Origin of the sequence: Streptomyces sp. ATCC 21386, assembly GCF_018728545.1 — a bacterium.
Classification (GTDB): Bacteria; Actinomycetota; Actinomycetes; order Streptomycetales; family Streptomycetaceae; genus Streptomyces.
The window spans coordinates 7,337,873-7,355,606 of record NZ_JAAVVL010000001.1; the positions used below are offsets into that span (position 1 = coordinate 7,337,873).

Genomic DNA, 17,734 nt, shown 5'->3' on the forward strand with positions numbered 1-17,734 from the left:
CGAAACACGCACCCCCACCCCCTGGGCGCCCCGGCCCACCCCGGTGGGACGGTGTGGTGACCATCGGACCATTCGCTCGTTCTGTTGAACGTGCAGTCACAGGATGTCGCCCCGCGCCCCGCAGCTTCCCGCGCTCAGGAGTCGGTCGTGGACGTCGAGCAGGCGGAGGCCGCGCTCGTCGAGCACTATCCGCGTCTGGTGCGGCTCGCCTACCTGACGTTGCCGTCGAGCCTGGGCCGCAACCGTCGCGTGCTGACGGCGCACGCGCTGACGCAGCGGGCGTTGCCGAGGGGACGCACGTCGGCTTCCTTGATCCCGGCCCAGGCGACGGGGACGGGATCCGTGGCGGGGCGGGAACGCAACGCCGGGTACGCCTATGTCCGGCTCCACGTGGTCCGCACCGCCCTGGAGGCCGGGCTCCCGCTGCGGCGCAGGGCGTGGCCGAAGCGGTCCCAGCTGCCGCCTCTGCTCCCGCGCGTGTGGGGGCTGCGGCTCTTCCCCCGCTCGGGCGGCGCCGACGAACTGGCCCTGGACCAAAAGCTGTCGGCGCTCTCCGGACCGGCTCGGGCCGCCTATGTCCTGCGGGGCCTGGAGAGGCTCCCGGACCCGGCGATCCGTACGCTTCTGGAAGAGGCCGGGGTCGGTGATCCGTCGGCCGCGTTGCGGGAGGCCGACTCGGTGCCGGCGCAGCAGCACGCGCTGCTCCTCTCCCCCGAGTACGACCCGTGTTCGCTGCACGCCCGCCCCACCGATCTGGTGCGCCGCCGCCAGCACACGAAGGCGGCGCTGGCCGCCACGGCCGCCGTGGTGGTGTGCGGGGCGCTCCTCGGCCTGCCCGGGGACGCGTGGGGCCCGGACGGCGCGGCGGCACCCCCGTACGCGCGCAACCCGGCGTCCCAGGCGGCCCTGGATCCGGGCAGGTTGACGACGGCGACGGCCACCGCGTGGCGGGCGACGGGGCGGACCGACTTCACCACCTGGCCCGCGCGCGGCGATCTCGTCAAGGACAAGGCGCTGTTGCGGCGGGCCCTCGCCGTGTGGGCCCGGCCCGGTGAGTCCGTGCAGGTCGCGGTCACCCTCGGCACGCAGGCCGGTCCCCCGCCGGGCCCGCCGCAGCTGCTGTACGCGGGCGAGGTCGACAACCTCCGGGTCGTCCTGCTGCACGACGGCCTGCGGATCGCCCGGTACGCGGAGCCCCTCGACGACCCGGGCACGGCGGCCCTGGACCTGACCCGGGTGGACGGGGCGACCGGCGCCGGCGCGAGCGCCCTGGTGCTGGGCCGGGTCGACGGCAACGTCCGCTATCTGACGGCGCCTTGGGTGCGTGAGGCGGCCGTACGGGATCTGGCGAAGGCCGACGGCGGGGTGCGGAGGCTGGCGCTGGCGAAGGACGGGACGACGGCCCCGTTCGCCAGTCCGGTGGTGCGTGCCGGGAAGTGCGGGTCGTGGGACGTGCTCCAGCTGACCGACGCCGAGGGTGGCACGCGGCTGCTGAGCGATCTGGCCGAGGTGGTTCCCGCACATCTCACCGTCGGCCGGCCGTCCCGCGCGCCCGCCCACGACGCGTCCGCCGCTCCCGAGGTCTGGGCGCCCTTCGCCTGTTCCCTCGCCGCCGTGCGGTCGCAGGGGGTGCGGAGCGTGAACGCCTGGCGGTTCGCGCGCCAGCCGTTGCCCGACGGCAGTGGCACGGCCGACTGGGTGTGCACCCGCACCGAGACCTGGCGGGGCGCGGGCACCCGGGCGATGACTCAGTTCGTCACCCCGGCCGGCGCGTATGTCACGGCCGCCGCCGACGAGGTCCCCGCCTGCGGGCCGGCCGACCCCCATGTCCTCGCCGGCGGTCCGTGGAAGTCCGCGACCGGTGTCTCCTATCTGCTGGCCGCCGGGAGCAAGGACACCGTCTCCGTCGATCTGGGCGGCGGGGCGAGCGGATCGGCGCAGGGCAACCTTCTCGCCGTACCGGTCGAGGAGGGCGCGCGGGCGGAGTTGACGGGCACGCTGGCGAACGGCCGGGAGATCAGCACGCTTCAGCCCGCCGGGGCCCGGTGACCGAGGCCGGTCGGCGACAGACCGGTGACCGGACGGGTCGAACACCTATACGCTATCCAGCCGATGACCGGCTGGAATCGATCGGTAAGGTGTTCGTATGCGAACCGGTGCGCGCCGCAGGATGGGTGTGGAGGAGCGGCGGCAGCAGTTGATCGGGGTCGCCCTCGAACTGTTCAGCCGGCGCTCGCCCGACGAGGTCTCCATCGACGAGATAGCCTCGGCGGCGGGTATCTCCCGACCGCTGGTCTACCACTACTTCCCCGGCAAACTCAGCCTGTACGAGGCCGCGTTGAAGCGTGCCTCCGACGATCTCGCGAACCGTTTCGTGGAACCCCGGGAGGGCCCGCTCGGCGCCCGGCTGCTCCGGGTCACACACCGGTTCTTCGACTTCGTCGACGAACACGGCCCCGGGTTCTCGGCCCTCATGCGGGGTGGCCCGGCCGTCGGCTCGTCCCGTACCAACGCCCTCGTCGACGGCGTACGGCAGGCCGCCTATGTCCAGATCCTTTCGCACCTGGACGTCGACGCACCACCGGCCCGGCTCGAACTCGTCATCCGCTCCTGGATCTCGCTGGCCGAGTCCACGGCCCTCATCTGGCTGGACGGCCGCCGTATCCCGAGACAGGAGCTGGAGATCCAACTCGTCCACGACTTCGCGGCCCTGGCGGCAGTGAGCGCGGCACAGGACGCGGAGATGGCGGACCTGCTCCGCGACATGCTCGCCGACGAGCCCACGGACGGCCCGTTCAGTGACCTCGCGGGACGCCTGGTGGCTCTGGCCCGCGGCTGAGCCCCGCTGATCCCCGGCTGGACTTCGGCTCGGCCTCGGTCAGACGTCGAACTTCCGGTACGACGGATCCAGGTCCCGTACCTCCGCCGACGCGTGGAAGGCCAGCCCCTCCCCCACCTTCACGTGCTCCCGCAGCAGTTCCAGCACGTTCTCCGTCAGCGTCACCTTGGTCTCGTCGGTCCGGCCCGCGAGCAGCCCGAGCGTGACGTGGACGATCGCGTGCCCGTCGGTGTCGGGCCCGACGACCGTGTCCTCGGTGGCCCGGAACTGGGTCTTGCAGGCCGCCGGCTTCGCGGCGGCGGTCCGCACGACCTCGTCGTGCAGGGCCTTGGCGAACGCGGGCCGGTCGAAGCCGTCCGAGAGGACGGCGGAGTAGTCAACAGTGATCTGCGGCATGAGGGTCACCCTAACCGCAGCCGCAAGGCCAGCATCGCGATGTCGTCCTCCCTGTCCCGGCCGAAGCAGTGCAGCAGGGTGTCGCACAGCGCGACCGTCCCGGACGGCGCGTCCGCGGCGGCGGCCCGCAGTTGCTCCAGGGAGAGCGACAGGTCGATGCCCCGGGTCTCGACGAGCCCGTCCGTGACCATGAGCAGCCGGTCCGTCGGCCACAGCACCGTCTCCGTGGGCTCGGGCCGGTCGAGGCCGAGCCCGAGGAGCGGACCCACGGCCTTCACATAGGCGGCCTCGCCGGAGTCGCGGACGATCAACGGCGGGATGTGGCCCGCGTTGGCGACCCGCACCCGCCCGCTGTCCGGCTCGACGAGGGCCAGGCAGACGGTGGCGGTGACGTCGGGATGGTAGTGCTGGAGCATCCGGTCGAGCCGGTGGGCGAGCGCCGCCGGGTCGGACTGCTCCACGCAGTAGGCGCGCAGGGCGTGCCGGATCTCCACCATCACGGTGGCCGCCTCCAGCGAGTGCCCGACGACGTCGCCGACGGCGGTGAGGATGCCGCCGGGGGTGGACAGGGCCGCGTAGAAGTCGCCGCCGATCTCGGTCTGCCTGGAGGCCGGCACGTACCTGACGACGACTTCCAGGCCGGGGAACTCGGGCACCCGCTTGGGCAGGAAGCTGTGCTGGAGGGTGAGCGCGACATGGCGTTCGACCTGGTACATGAGCAGGGGTTGCGCGGCCAGCGCGGTGGCCTGGGCGAGGCGGGCGACCAGGCCCGTGGTGTCGGACGCGGTGCCCCGGGTGCCGTGCACGGGTGTGGCGACACAGACGGGGGTACCGCTCTCGGTGCGGGCGAGGACGAGACGGGCGTCCTCGGTGACGCCGGGCCGGAAGAAGCCGGCGGGCCACAGCGGCGCGGGGACGACCGTGTCGTGCGGGCCGGGGTCGCCGTCGGTGACGCTGCGGATGAGCCGGGCCACGGTGTCGTGCGCGCCGATGTCGGGGAGGGTGGTGCGGGCGCGGGCTCCGGAGGTGCCGCTGTAGAGGTGGCCGTCCTCGCGGAGCACGAACACGGCGGCGGGCGACCGGGTGAGCCGGGCGGCTCCCTCGGCGGCGGCCCCGGCCAACTCCTCCAGGGTGCGGGCGGCCTGGACGTCGACGATGGTCTCGGAGAGCAGCGTGAGCCGTCGTACGAGGGCCTCGGCGCCGCTGCGCATCCGGGCGCCGCGGACGGCGGCGCGGACGACCGCCTGGATCTCCTCCGGTTCGGCGGGGACCGTCAGATAGGCCTCGCCGCCCGCGTCCAGGCCCCGGCAGCGGTCGCTGGGGGCGACGGAGGCGGCGGAGAAGTGGACGACGGGCAGGGCGGCCGTCGGGGACTGTGCCTTGAGCCGGCGGCAGAGTTCGAACCCGCTCATGTCGGGGAGGCCGACATCGACGAGGGCCACGTCCGGCAGGGCGCCCGAGCGGAGCCGCACGTCGAGTTCGGCGAGGGCCTCACCGGCGCTGGCGACGGGGACGACACTGTGTCCGGCTCTGCGCAGCACCGCGCCCATCGCGTAGCGGCTGGCGGCCGCGTCGTCGACCACCAGGACCGTCGTGCTTGCTTCGTCGGCCATCAGGCTCATGAGGCTCTCGTCGTCGCCGGCGCTCGGATGGTGCGGCCGGATCCTCGCTCCGGCCGCACCACCCAAGCTAGCGTCCTACCGGCCGGATCGTGCGAAGACCGCCACGGTCCGCCCCGGAACGACGAAGGTCCCCGATTCCGCTTCGTACGACGCCGTGCGGACGGTAGGGTCCGCCCCCGACGCCTGCGCCTGGTGCAGCGCGTACGCCGTCCCGGCCAGGTCGTCCACGGTCTGCTTCCGCTCCTCGGGGGTGGCGTTGAAGACGACGACGAGGTCACCGAGTTCCATGGTGATCACGCCCGGGGTCTCGTCCTTCCCCGACAGCGGGAACGACAGCTTCGACTGGACCTGTCCGGTCGTGTCGAGGGAGAAGACGTCCTCCGTCGTACGGATCCTCAGCAGGTCGCGGTAGGCGGCCGAGGCGCCCTCGATCTGCTCGCAGTTGACCTTCACCGTGGTCAACAGGGGCTTGGCGTAGGGCCACTTGGGCTGGTTGTCGGCCGCGAGGGGCAGACCCCGGCCGAAGCCGTTGCCGTCCCGGCAGTCCCAGTGGATGGCGTTGAACCAGTCGCCGCTGTCGTAGGAGTTGCGGTCCAGGGACTTGGACCGCAGCAGGTCGGTGCCCGCCTGGGAGAGCGCCGGGCCCTGCGAGAGGACGGCCGTCGCCATCGCAAGAACCTGCATACGGGCCCGGTCGGTGGCGTCCGTCGAGGCCGGCAGCTTGAAGGCGAGCGCGTCGAACAGTGACTCGTTGTCGTGCGCGTCGACGTAGGCGAGGGCGTCGCCGGGGGCGTCCGCGTATCCGGCGGGGGCGCCGTTGTAGTCGACCTCGGAGCCCTTGACCTCCTTGCCGTCGGTGTCGGTGAACCGGTAGTTCGCGAGGTTGCCGCTCAGGCCGACCTTGATGAGGTCCTGGTAGTGCAGCAGCCGGGCCTTCTGCTCGGCCGGGGTGCCGTTGTCCTCGGAGGTGTTGGGCTCGGTGTGCAGGCCGGACGCGAAGCCCTGGACGCCCGGGTCCTCGTCGAAGGGGCCGCCGCCGCGTACGGCGTCACGGGCCCGGTCGGAGAAGGTGGCGATGCCCGTCCCCGCCATGTTCTTCTGGGTGGCCTGGACGAAGCGGGCGTCGTCGGCGACCTCGCCGAAGTTCCAGCCCTCCCCGTAGAGGATGATCCGCTTCCCGTCGACGCCGTCCTTCTCGATCGTGAGCGCGTCGAGGGCCTTGCGCACCGCCAGGATGTTGGCCTTCGGGTGGTGCCCCATCAGGTCGAAGCGGAACCCGTCGACCTTGTACTCCTTCGCCCAGGTGACCATGGAGTCGACGACCAGCTTGCCCATCATGGTGTTCTCGGGCGCGGTGTTGGCGCAGCAGGTGGAGGTGGCGACCGAACCGTCGGCGAGCAGGCGGTGGTAGTAGCCGGGGACCACCTTGTCGAGGACGCTCTTGTCGGCCTGGCCGCTGGCCGGGGTGTGGTTGTAGACGACGTCCAGCACGACCCCGAGGCCGTCGTCGTTGAGGGCCCGCACCATCTTCCGGAACTCGATCGTGCGCCGTGTCCCGTCCGGGTCGGTGGCGTACGAGCCCTCCGGGACGGTGTAGTGGTACGGGTCGTAGCCCCAGTTGAACGCGTCCTTGGCCGCGACCTTCGCCACGCACTCCTGCTGCTTGTCGGAGTCGGCGGCGTAGGAGCCGAGGTCACAGTCGACGGTCGCCTGGTCGGCCTTCCTCTCGGGGATGGTGGCGATGTCGGCGACGGGCAGCAGGTGCACGTACGACGTCCCGGCCTTCGCCAGTTCCCGCAGGTGCCTGGAGCCGGTGCTGCCCTTGTCGGTGAAGGCGAGGTAGGTGCCCTTGTCCTTCGCGGGCACGGTGCCGTCGCCGATCGAGAAGTCCCGGACGTGCAGTTCCTGGATCTGCGCGTCCCTCAGCGGTACCGCCTTGGGCTTGGTGTACGAGGACCAGCCGCTCGGCGCCAGTGATCTGTCCGCCAGGTCGACGACGAGGCTGCGCTCGGAGTCGGCGGTCAGGGCGACGGAGTACGGGTCGGTGACCTTGTTGGTGACGACCTTGCGGACGCTGGGGGCCCACACCTTGACGACGTACCGGTAGGGCTTGTTCTTCCAGGACTTCTCACCGGTGACGGACCAGACGCCGGTGGCGTCGTCCCGCTTCATGGGGACGGTCCTCCCGTCGAGTTCGAGCTGCACCGACTGCGCCGTGGGCGCCCAGACGGCGAGTGTCGGACGGCCCTTGCGGAAGGTCGGGCCGAGGTCGGCGGCCGATCCGTCGTAGAGGTCGTCGAGCACGCCGGCGATCTGGACGCCCGTCGCCGTGAGCACCGCGCCGTTGGCCGCGCGCTGGGAGGCGACCAGCTGGCCGCGCAGGGCCTCGCGGACCCGGTCGCGGTCACGTGGGTCGACGGTCCACGCGGTGTACGCCTTCAGGTGCGGGAACTTCGCCTTCTGCGCGTCGGTGAGGGCCGACCTGTTCAGCCGCAGCCATCGCTCGTCGGTGCTGGTGAGGGCGCCGTCCTTCGCCGTGATCGAGCCGGAGCGCGAGTACAGCAGCTGGGTGGAGGCGGCGGTGTCGTCGCCGTTCCAGGCGAGGGTGTTCCGGTCGATCCAGACCGCCTTGGAGGTGGTGAGGTCGAGGGCGGCGGCGGACCCGGCCGGCTGCGGGAGCAGGTACTTCTCCTGCCCGCTCAGCAGCCACACCTCGTGCCCATGGGTCTTGAGGTCGAGTGCCTGGTCGGTGGGGAGGTCCTTCTCGTCGCCCTTGTGGAGGATGTAACTGAGGCTGGTCGCCCCGTCGGTGAGGGGCACCTCGAAGACGGCGCCGTAGGAGTCGGTCCGCACCGGCTCCAGGGGCTCGGCCCAGTCCGTGGGGTTCGCGGCACCGGACCAGACGTGCAGGCCCCAGCCGTCGTACTTCCCGTCAGCGCGGTGGTAGTGGAGGACGGCCTTGGTCTTGTCCTGCTCGGGGTAGTCGGCGGCCGGCCTCTCGGTCCGCACGGCCTCCTTGCCCTGCTCGACCCAGATCTCGCCCGTCTTCGTGACGTCGATCGAGCGGTCGGCGGAGACGTCCTTGTTCCCGTCCTTGTCGATGACGAGGTAGTTGACGCTGGTGGCGCCGGGCTTGAGCTTGACGTACGCGAAGGCTCCGTACGCGTCCCGCCCGACGAAGTCATGGCCGTCGGGCCAGGTGGTCCCCTCGCCCTCGGCGATGTCGCCCCAGGCGTACAGCCGCCAGTCGGTGTAGTCGCCGTCGGCGCGCTTGTAGTGGACGATCGCGTGGTCGCGCGAGGAGGCGGTGGGGACCTCGGGGGCGGGCGGGGTGCCCGTGGTGGAGGTCGCGGTGGCACTCGCGGTACGTCCGGTCCGGTCGATCACCACTGCTTTGTACCGCAATGCGGTACCGGCCGGAACGTCCTCGCCGATGGTCTGGGTGACCTTGTAGGGGGCGTGGTCGGCGGAGCCCAGCGTCTTCCACTTGCCGTTACCCACCTGGGCGGCGAAGACGACCCGGTTGAGCTGTCCGCCGTTCACGTCGGCGCCGATCTCGACCGTGCCGGTGGCGCCGACGGCCGGGGCGTCGAGTGTGAGGGACGGCTCGGTGGCGGGCTTCGCGAGCGGACCGGCCGCCTTGAGGACGATCGCCGAGCGGGCCGGGACGGTGACGGTGACCTTCTTGTCCGCGGCGCTCGTCACCTTGCCGCGGGTGCCGTACACGCCCTTGAAGGTCATGCGGGCGGAGCCGGTGGCGAAGGTGGCCTTCTCCGCGTCGTCCGCGTTGTTGAAGGCGACGACGTACTCGATGCCGGTCCGGGCGTCGGTCCGCGAGAAGGCGTAGACGCCCGGACCGTCGGCGGCGTAGCGCTCGGTCTGGACGCCGTCGGCGAGGGCCGGGTGGGCCCTGCGGAGCCCCGCGAGGGCGCTGATCTGCTTGTACAGCGGCGCGCTGGTGGCGTACGCGTCCGTGGCGTGCGTGCGGTCCGTGCCGAGCAGGTCGTCGTCCAGGTAGTCGGCGGTCTTCGAGGCGAACATCGTCTGGCGGGCGTCCTTGTCGCCGCCCGCGCCGGTGAAGCCCTGCTCGTCGCCGTAGTAGACGACCGGGTTGCCCCGGCTGAGGAACATCAGCTCGTTGGCGAGCCTGTCCTTGGCGAGCAGTTCGGCGTCGGAGGCCTTGGGGTCGTCCTGCTTGAGGAAGGTCCCGATGCGGCCCATGTCATGGTTGCCGAGGAAGGTGACCTGCTCGTAGGCGTTGGCCTTGTCGGTCGTGTACTTGTAGTCGTCGCCGAAGACCGAGGCCAGCCTCTTCGCGCTGCCGCCCTGGGAGGCGTACGACCGTGCCGCGTCCTGGAAGGGGAAGTCGAGCGTGGAGTCGAGGCGGCCCCGGGTGACGTACGGGGAGGTCACTGAGGTGTCGGCGGAGTACACCTCGCCGAACATGAAGAAGTCGTCGCGGCCCTTCTTCGCGGCGTACGCGTCGAGGGCGGTGGCCCACTGCGTCCAGAACTCCATGTTCACGTGCTTCACGGTGTCGATCCGGAAGCCGTCGATCCGGAAGTCCCTGACCCACTTCTCGTAGATCTTCTCCATCCCGGAGACGACCTCGGGGCGCTCGGTCCACAGGTCGTCCAGCCCGACGAAGTCGCCGTAGGTGGCGGACTCGCCGGCCCAGGTGGAGTCACCCCGGTTGTGGTACATCGTCGGGTCGTTCAGCCAGGAGGGGACCTTGGTCTTCCTCTCGGCGGCCGGGACGACGGGGGTCCTGGGGAAGGAGTCCCGGTCGACGGCCGGGAATTCCTTCCTCCCGTCCGCGTAGTCGGCGTCGTCGAAGGGCTTCCCGTCCTTGGTCAGGTAGGGGAAGGCGCCCTTGGAGAGGTAGTCGTAGGACTTCTCGTCGTAGTCGACGACGTCGGCGGTGTGGTTGGTGATGACGTCGAAGAAGACCTTCATGCCCTTGGCGTGGGCCTTGGAGATCAGGGTCTGAAGGTCCTTGTTGGTGCCGAAGTGCGGGTCGACCTGGGTGAAGTCCGTGATCCAGTAACCGTGGTAGCCGGCGGAGGCGTCGGCCCCCGTCCCCTGTACGGGCCGGTTCTTGAAGATCGGGGCCATCCAGATGGCGGTGGTGCCGAGGCCCTTGATGTAGTCGAGCTTCTTGGTCAGGCCCTTGAGGTCACCGCCCTGGTAGAAGCCCTTGTCGGTGGGGTCGTAACCGGTGGCGAGGCGCGAACCGGTCAGCCCGCCCTTGTCGTTCGCCCTGTCCCCATTGGCGAAACGATCCGGCAGGACGAAGTAGAACTGCTCGCGGGTGAGCTCGTGACGTGCGGCGCTCTTCGCCAGCTTCGCGTCAGATGGAGGTGCGGGCGGCGTGGCGGCCCCGGCGGCCAGGGGCTGGACGAGCGCCGCGGTCAGCGCGGTCACGGTGACCGCGCCGACCACGGCGGTCCGTCCGGCGTGGGCTGTTCGGCGCCTCGACGGCGTCGGCCATCTCGGTATCACAGATGGGCTCCTTGCGATGACGGCTCTGGTGGGTCCGACCCCGCGCGACCGTATCGCCGCCGAAAGCGTTTCAGCAAGAGGCTTGAAAGTAACGGTAACGGCTTACAGATGCTGTCAGCAGCTGCTCTTGCCCGCGTGGATCGCGAGAGCCGTGTTGGCGCCGAGCGTCGCGGTGAACTGGCCGGAGCCGTTCACGGTGACCGTCGTGTTGTTCTGCACGTTGCAGTAGGTGCCCGCCGCGAGGGACGTCTGGTACGTGCGGCTGAGGCTGCCCGACTCGTGGTTGATGGCCACGAAGCCCTTGTTGCCGCGGCCGAAGGCGATCGCGTCGCCCCCGTTGTCCCACCAGTTGGTGAGAGCCTCGCCGCGGGTGGCGTTGCGGAAGGGGACCATGCGCCTGATCTCCGGCCAGGCGTGCTGGCACTTCCAGCCGTCCTGCCAACAGGCGCTGACGGCACCGCCGTCCGGCGGTCCGGCGTCGTGGTCGGTGAACTCGTAGCCGGAGTTGATGTCGGGCGCGCCGTACGGGTGGGCCAGCATGAAGACGTTGGCCAGGGTGTAGTTGGCGCCGTCCTTGTAGCTGAGGGTGGAGCCGTTGCGCTCGGTGTCGTGGTTGTCGACGAAGACCCCGGCGACCGAGCTGTTCATGTACCCCCAGCCCTCCCCGTAGTTCTTCAGGTAGGCGAGGTTCTCGTTGTTGAAGACCCGCTTGAGGTCGAAGGCGTACCGGAACTCCTGCACGTCCCCGTTGCCGGTGTACTCGCTCGGCTGGACGGCCTCCCCGGAGCCGAAGATGGCCTCCTGCTTCCAGTACACGGACGGGTTCTTCAGCCGTGACTTGATGTTGGCCAGGTCGGCGGCGGGGATGTGCTTGGCGGCGTCGATCCGGAAGCCGTCGACGCCGTACCCGAGCAGGCTGTTCATGTACCCGGCGACGGCCGACCGGACGTACTCCTCACCGGTGTCCAGATCGGCGAGCCCGACGAGCTCGCAGTTCTGGACGTTGCCGCGGTTGCCGTAGTCGCTGATGGTGGCGGTGCAGTCGTCGAAGTCGAAGGAGGAGTAGAGGCCGGGGTAGGTGTACTTCGTGTACGACGAGCCCCCGGTGCCGGTGCCGCTGCCGGCCGACATGTGGTTGACGACCGTGTCGACGACGACCTTGACGCCGGCCGCGTGACACGTGTCGATCATGTTCTTGAAGGCGGTGGCGTCCCCGAGCCGTCCGGCGATCCGGTAGCTGACGGGCTGGTACGACGTCCACCACTGCGAGCCCTGTATGTGCTCGGCGGGCGGCGAGACCTGGACGTAGCCGTACCCGCCCGGGCCGAGGGTGTTGGTGCACTCCTTGGCGACGGAGGCGAAATTCCACTCGAACAGGACGGCGGTCACGTCCTTGGTGCCCGGGGGCGAGGCGTACGCGGTCGTCGTGGGCACCGCGAGCGCGATCGACGCCCCGGCCGCGAGCGCGAGCGCGCCGGAGAGGGTTCTGCTGGCCATGTGTGGGGTCCTTCTCCGTTGAAGGTTCCGAAGGGGAGAATCCGCGGGCCGTGAGGGGCCCGTGCGGCAAGATCCGTTGCCGATTCTTGCTGCAAGATGGCTGAAATTTTTCAGCCGAGAGGAAGGTACGAGTCCATTTGACGGACGGTCAACCCTCCGGACACACCTTCTTCACGCGCGCGAAATCTCTTCACAGGAAGGAGTGTTGGGCTGCGCGGTTCCCTAGGACCGGTCGCCCCGGATGCCGCCGCCACGGATGCCCCCGTCGCGGAGTGCCGTGTACGCGGCCCAGGCGTTCAGCAACGGCGGGGTCACCGAACGGCGGCGGCCGGGTCCGTGGGTGACCGCGTAGCGTACGGCCGCCGGAGTGGCCTGGGGGAACGCCGAGCGCAGGAGCGCGACCGTGCCCGTGACGAAGGGCGCGGCGGCGCTCGTACCGCTCAGGACGAGCGGAGGGCTGTCGGTGACCGGGATCTGGACGCGGTCGCCGGGGGCGCCGACTCCGTGACGGCCGGCGGACGTACCCAGGTTGGACTGGGGCATGGGGTGCCCGGCCCGGTCGTATGCGACCACCGGGATGACCCACGGGTGGTCGGTGAGGACGGAGGAGCCCAGCCTGCCCTGGTTGCCGGCGGCGACCACGAGGATCACACCGCGGGCGGCGGCGTGGGCGAGGGCCTCCTCCAACGCGTGGTCGCGGATGCCGGAGGGGGCGGGCTGGGCCATGCTCAGGTTCACGACGTGGGCGCCCGCGTCGACCATCTCCGTGAGCGCCCGGGCCAGTTCCCCGGTCGGTACGCCGGAGAGGCAGGTCGCGGGGCCGCCGTCGGCCGGGCGATCCGTGAAGAGGGGCCGTGACAGCAACGTGCAGCCGGGGGCGACGCCCCCGTCCGCGACGAGGATCCCGGCCACGGCGGTGCCGTGCGCGCAGCAGACGTCGGTGCGGCGGCAGCTCTCCGCGTCGGCGGGCGGGCCCAGTTCCCGCACGGAGTGGCCCGCGAAGGCGGGATGGCCCGGGGAGACACGGCCGTCGATCACGCCGATCACGACCGAGGGCAGGCCCGAGGTGCGCGCCATGAGCGGGGGAAGGCCCACGAGTTCCGACGGCTCCACGGCACGCACCTCTCCCATGGATCCGGGGAGGGTCAGGTCGTCTCGTAGGGGCCGAAGCAGTTCTCCGTGATGCAGTCCCGCACGCAGGCGGCGGGGTTCCAGGAGTTCCTGCACTGCATCCGGCACACCGGCCTGAGCTCCTCCTCGCAGGTGAAGAACTGGGGCACGACCCGGTCACCGACCGGGACGGGCGACTTCGTCGGGGTGAATCCTGGCAGGCCGAATCCTGGCAGGCTCATATCGGGTCACCTCTCCCACTTCTCCTCGCAGAGTGTCGCCAGGCACTTCCGCACGCACGCGGCGGGGTTGTGGGCGCGCCGGCAGTGGTGTCGGCAGACCGGCCTCAGTTCCTCCTCGCAGGTGAACTGCTGAGAAACCATCAGGTCACCGGCGCGTGCTCCGGGTGCCGTCGGTGCGACGGTGAATCCGGGGATACGCATGTCCCTTCGCCTCTTTCCTCTCTCTCGTCGCGGTGTCGTTCACCGGGGGTAGTAGCGCTGGACGGGTGTCACCCGGAAGGGGAAGAGCCCCGAGAGACCGACGCGGACGAAGAACTGCTCGGTGACATTGGTCTGGCGGTGGGTGTACGAGAAGACGACCGAGACGACGGTCTGCGAGCCCGCGCTGAGCCGGGAGGGACCCGCCTCGACCGCGGACAGGGCGAAGCCGGCGGAGCGCATCTGGCTGGTCCTGCGGTAGATCTCCTGCTCCCGCACCGTCAGATAGTTGAGGGCCCGGTGGGCCGGGTCGAGCCCCATGTTGTCGTTGAGCTGGAGCACCCGGTCGAGGACCTCCCTGGCGGTCTTCTCGAATCCCTTGCGGGAGGTGTCGTCGGGGCGGTCGATCGCCTCGATCAGCTCCCTCGTGTCGAAGGCCCAGATCTTCTCGACGTGGACGACCGGCACGGAGAGTCCCTGGCACGCGCCCGGCGGCACGAGAGGGCCGAGGGTGCCGACGACGACGGCGAGGCCGCGGTCGTCCCTGACGGGGCGCAGGGCCTCCACCAGGTCGTCCAGGTCTGCGGGGTCGACGGGCTGGAGGACGTAGGTGTCGAGTCCCTGCACGGACAGGACGTAGCACATCTGCCGGGCCAGGTAGCGGTTCTCGGGGGCGGACAGTACGCGGTGGACGGTGTCGGCGTCACTGGGGTCACGGGCTCCACCGGCGGCGGCCACCTGCGAGAACTCGTGCTGGACGGAGAGATCGGGGAAGACGGCGCGCACCTGGCCGAGGACGTACACATAGCAGGGGGTGGTGTCACGGCCGCGTTCCGTTCCGCCGCCGCCGTGGGCGCCGGACCCGGCGCAGCCGCAACAGGCCTGGGTGACACCGGACTCGGCGGGCGCAGGTCGGGCGTCGTCCGGATCGAACGACGTGGCGGGCGCCGCAGGCACGGTCCGTGTCCCGGTCCCGGTCCCGGTCCCGGTCTCCGGCGGAGGGCTCGTGTCCGTGGCACCGTCTGTGATCTCGGGGTCCATGGGTCGGTCACTCCTCACGCACGCTCTGGCTAGCGTTCTCGCCCGCCACCGATCGTCATCCAGCGGTTCAACACCTCGGCCCTGCGCCCGCAGCCGCCGCAGGGCCGGACCCCCATCGCGGTGGTCACGCGGGCGACGGCGTCGCCCAGTCCGATCTCCGCGTCGTGGGCGGCGAAGCCGGGGATACGAACCCGGTGGCGAGACCTGTCGCGTCGGCGGGAGTCACGCGCCTCTCCGCGCGCCGAGTCCCGACCGCTCGTTGCACCGTCAACCATCTAGCTCACATCCCGGTGTTGACCGATCTCGGTCGGCGCCCCCGACACGTCCCGCCCCCTTTCCACTGTCCTCCCGCGGTTGTCGGGACGCACCTCGACCGGCCCCTGCACAGGGGACACGGCAGGGCCCCGCCGCCCCGGGAGGGGGCGGCGGGCCCTGAAGGTCGAGCGCGGCCGCCTCGCGGCCGCCGCCTCGCGGAAGGTCAGCCGGTCGTCCACCACACCGTCGTGTCGCCGGGCAGCTTCGCCTCGTCGTCGGCCACCGTCACCTCGCCGCTCGCGACCAGGACCCGGCCGTACGCGGGGATCCGGACCGCCTCGCCCGTGGTGTTGGCGACGCACACGAAGTCGCCCCGGCGGAAGGCCAGGACGCCGGCGGGGGCCTTCAGCCACTCCACCGAGTCGCCCGCGCCGAGGCCGGGCTGTTCGCGGCGGACGGACAGGGCCGTGCGGTACAGCTCCAGGGTCGACTCCGCGACGCCCGTCTGTGCCTCGACGCTCAGGTCGGCCCAGGCCGCGGGCTGCGGCAGCCAGGAGCCGCCGGTGCCGAAGCCGTACGAGGAGCCGGCGCGGGTCCACGGGATCGGCACCCGGCAGCCGTCGCGGAAGCCGTCCTGGCCGGCGCCCCGGAAGTACGCGGGGTCCTGGCGGACCTCGTCCGGCAGGTCGACGACGTCGGGGAGGCCGAGTTCCTCGCCCTGGTAGACGTAGGCCGAGCCGGGCAGCGCCAGCATCAGGAGCGAGGCGGCGCGGGCTCGGCGCAGGCCCAGCGCGCGGTCGCCCGCGAGGCGGATCTGCGTGCCGAGGCCCGGTTCGTTGGCGAAGCGGGTGGCGTGACGGGTCACGTCGTGGTTCGACAGCACCCAGGTCGCGGGGGCGTTGACCGGGCGCATCGCGTCCAGCGTGCGGTCGATGACGACCTTCAGCTCGGCCGCGTCCCAGTCGGTGCCCAGGTACTGGAAGTTGAACGCCTGGTGGAGTTCGTCGGGGCGGACGTAGTTCGCGGTGCGTTCGACCGTCGGGGTCCAGGCCTCCGCGACGAAGATGCGGTCCCCCGCGTACTCGTCGAGCACCAGGCGCCATTCGCGGTAGATCGCGTGGACGCCGTCCTGGTCGAAGAAGGGCATGACATCGTTGCCCAGCAGCTTCAACTGGTCGTGGGCGCCGAGATCCGGGAGGCCGTCCGCCTTGACCAGGCCGTGGGCGACGTCGATGCGGAAGCCGTCGACGCCCATGTCCAGCCAGAAGCGGAGGATGGAGCGGAACTCGTCACCGACCGCCGGGTGGTCCCAGTTGAAGTCGGGCTGCTCCGGGGCGAAGAGGTGCAGGTACCACTCGCCGGGGGTGCCGTCGGGTTCCGTCACCCGGGTCCACGCCGGGCCGCCGAAGATGGACTCCCAGTCGTTGGGCGGGAGTTCACCGGTCGCGCCCTTGCCGGGGCGGAAGTGGTAGCGGTCGCGCAGCGGCGAACCGGGGCCCTCCGCCACCGCCCGTTTGAACCACTCGTGCTGGTCGGAGGAGTGGTTGGGGACCAGGTCGACGATGATGCGCAGGCCGAGCCCGTGGGCGTCGCGGATCAGGGCGTCGGCGTCCAGCAGCGACCCGAACATCGGGTCCACCGCCCGGTAGTCGGCGACGTCGTAGCCGGCGTCGGCCTGCGGGGAGGCGTAGAACGGGCTGAGCCACACGGCGTCGATGCCGAGGTCGCGCAGGTACGGGAGTCGGGAACGTACGCCCTCCAGGTCGCCCATGCCGTCGCCGTTGCTGTCGGCGAAGCTGCGCGGATAGACCTGGTAGATCACCGCGTCGCGCCACCAGTCCCCGCGCGGGGCGGTGGCGACGTCGGAGGTCGGGGCCGGGTCGGCGGCGGAGTGCTGCTGGCTCATGGCGTCCTTGCTACGTAACGGGTTCATCAGTTCGGAAGATCAGAAGCAACTGTGGGGCGGGGGCAGAGGCGGCCACGGTGCCGGCGGGGTCGGATGGACACCGTGGCCGCCACCCGCGCCCCGAAGGGGCGCGGGGAACTGCGCGACCGGCCACGACGAGAGCCGCAGCCGAACGACGGCCCCTCGCGGTGAGACCGGGCGGTCAGCCCTTGGTGCCGCCCGCGGTCAGTCCGGTCACCAGGTTCTTCTGCACGAGGTAGAAGAACGCGGAGACGGGGATCGCGACCAGCACGGCGGTGGCCGCCATCAGGTTGCGCTGGGCGTCGTGTTCGCTGACGAAGCTCTGCAGACCGACGGCGAAGGTGTACTTCGTGTCGGACAGCATGAACGTCGAGGCGAAGGCGACCTCCCCGAACGCGGTGATGAAGCTGTAGAACGCGGCGACCGCGAGGCCGGGCTTGGCGAGCGGCAGGATCAGCCGCGCGAAGGTGCCGAAGGGGGTGAGCCCGTCGACGCGTCCCGCCTCGTCGATCTCGAAGGGGATCGTGTCGAAGTAGCCCTTGAGCAGCCAGGCGCAGTACGGCACGGCCGTCGAGCAGTAGACGAGGATGAGGCCGAGGTAGCTGTCGACGAGCCGCAGTTCGGACAGGATCTCGTACATCGGCACCATCAGGACGGCCACCGGGAACATCTGCGTGACCAGGAGCACCCACATGAACTTCCGGTAGCCCGGGAAGCGCATGCGGGAGACGGCGTAACCGGTGGTCGCCGCGATCAGCACCCCGAGGACGGTGGTGCCGAGCGAGACGACGAGGGTGCTGATCAGCCAGTCGAAGAACGGTGTCTCCTGAAGCACGTGCGAGTAGTTGGCAAAGGTCATTTTGCCGAAGATGCGCCCGGGATGCAGGTAATCGTCCTTGTCCGGTCCGAGGGACAGGAAGACCAGCCAGGCGATCGGGAAGAGCGCGGCCAGGCTCGCCACGATGAGGATCGCGTGGGAGACGAGGGAGCCGGCGAGGCTGTTCTCGCCGCGTCGGCGGGTCCGGGGCGCCGAGGGGTTCGGCGCGGCCGACCGGTCCGCGGCGGCCGTGGCCGGGCCGGTCGTCGTGGGCGTCGTGGTGCTCAT

The 17,734-nt window shown here is 70.9% G+C and carries 11 protein-coding genes; 2 read left to right on the top strand and 9 right to left on the bottom strand.

Going from position 1 to position 17,734, the window contains the following annotated elements:
* Positions 1–90: 90 nt before the first annotated feature.
* Together GWK25_RS31570 and GWK25_RS31575 are read left to right on the top strand one after the other, a co-directional pair.
* Entirely contained in the window at positions 91–2,049 is a 1,959-nt protein-coding gene (locus tag GWK25_RS31570) for a hypothetical protein (protein ID WP_215457738.1), read from the top strand.
* 97 nt (positions 2,050–2,146) lie between these two features.
* A complete protein-coding gene (locus tag GWK25_RS31575) occupies positions 2,147–2,839 on the top strand; it encodes a TetR/AcrR family transcriptional regulator (protein ID WP_215454870.1) in 693 nt (230 codons plus the stop codon).
* Positions 2,840–2,878: 39 nt separating this feature from the next.
* On the opposite strand, the gene GWK25_RS31580 is transcribed toward GWK25_RS31575, so the two are convergent.
* From GWK25_RS31580 to GWK25_RS31620, 9 genes are all read right to left on the bottom strand, one after another.
* The gene (locus GWK25_RS31580; protein ID WP_215454872.1) at positions 2,879–3,235 is read right to left on the bottom strand and encodes a 5-carboxymethyl-2-hydroxymuconate Delta-isomerase; all 357 of its coding nucleotides are present in this window, start codon (positions 3,233–3,235) and stop codon (positions 2,879–2,881) included.
* Positions 3,236–3,240: 5 nt separating this feature from the next.
* A complete protein-coding gene (locus GWK25_RS31585; protein WP_215454874.1) occupies positions 3,241–4,848 on the bottom strand; it encodes a fused response regulator/phosphatase in 1,608 nt (535 codons plus the stop codon).
* Positions 4,849–4,932: 84 nt separating this feature from the next.
* Positions 4,933–10,359: a pullulanase-type alpha-1,6-glucosidase gene (gene pulA, locus GWK25_RS31590; protein WP_215454875.1), complete on the bottom strand. Its 5,427-nt coding sequence runs from the start codon at positions 10,357–10,359 to the stop codon at positions 4,933–4,935.
* A gap of 114 nt (positions 10,360–10,473) precedes the next feature.
* Positions 10,474–11,856, bottom strand: a complete 1,383-nt coding sequence (locus tag GWK25_RS31595; RefSeq protein ID WP_215454877.1) for an alpha-amylase family protein — start codon at positions 11,854–11,856, stop codon at positions 10,474–10,476.
* Between the two features lie 222 nt (positions 11,857–12,078).
* On the bottom strand, positions 12,079–12,987 hold the full coding sequence (locus tag GWK25_RS31600; protein ID WP_215454879.1) for a S8 family serine peptidase: 909 nt from the start codon (positions 12,985–12,987) through the stop codon (positions 12,079–12,081).
* A gap of 14 nt (positions 12,988–13,001) precedes the next feature.
* The gene (locus GWK25_RS31605; protein ID WP_215454882.1) at positions 13,002–13,208 is read right to left on the bottom strand and encodes a hypothetical protein; all 207 of its coding nucleotides are present in this window, start codon (positions 13,206–13,208) and stop codon (positions 13,002–13,004) included.
* 240 nt (positions 13,209–13,448) lie between these two features.
* A complete protein-coding gene (locus GWK25_RS31610; RefSeq protein WP_215454883.1) occupies positions 13,449–14,447 on the bottom strand; it encodes a hypothetical protein in 999 nt (332 codons plus the stop codon).
* A gap of 478 nt (positions 14,448–14,925) precedes the next feature.
* The gene (locus GWK25_RS31615) at positions 14,926–16,608 is read right to left on the bottom strand and encodes a glycoside hydrolase family 13 protein (RefSeq protein ID WP_215454885.1); all 1,683 of its coding nucleotides are present in this window, start codon (positions 16,606–16,608) and stop codon (positions 14,926–14,928) included.
* A 202-nt stretch (positions 16,609–16,810) separates the two neighbouring features.
* Positions 16,811–17,734, bottom strand: a complete 924-nt coding sequence (locus GWK25_RS31620) for a sugar ABC transporter permease (RefSeq protein ID WP_215454887.1) — start codon at positions 17,732–17,734, stop codon at positions 16,811–16,813.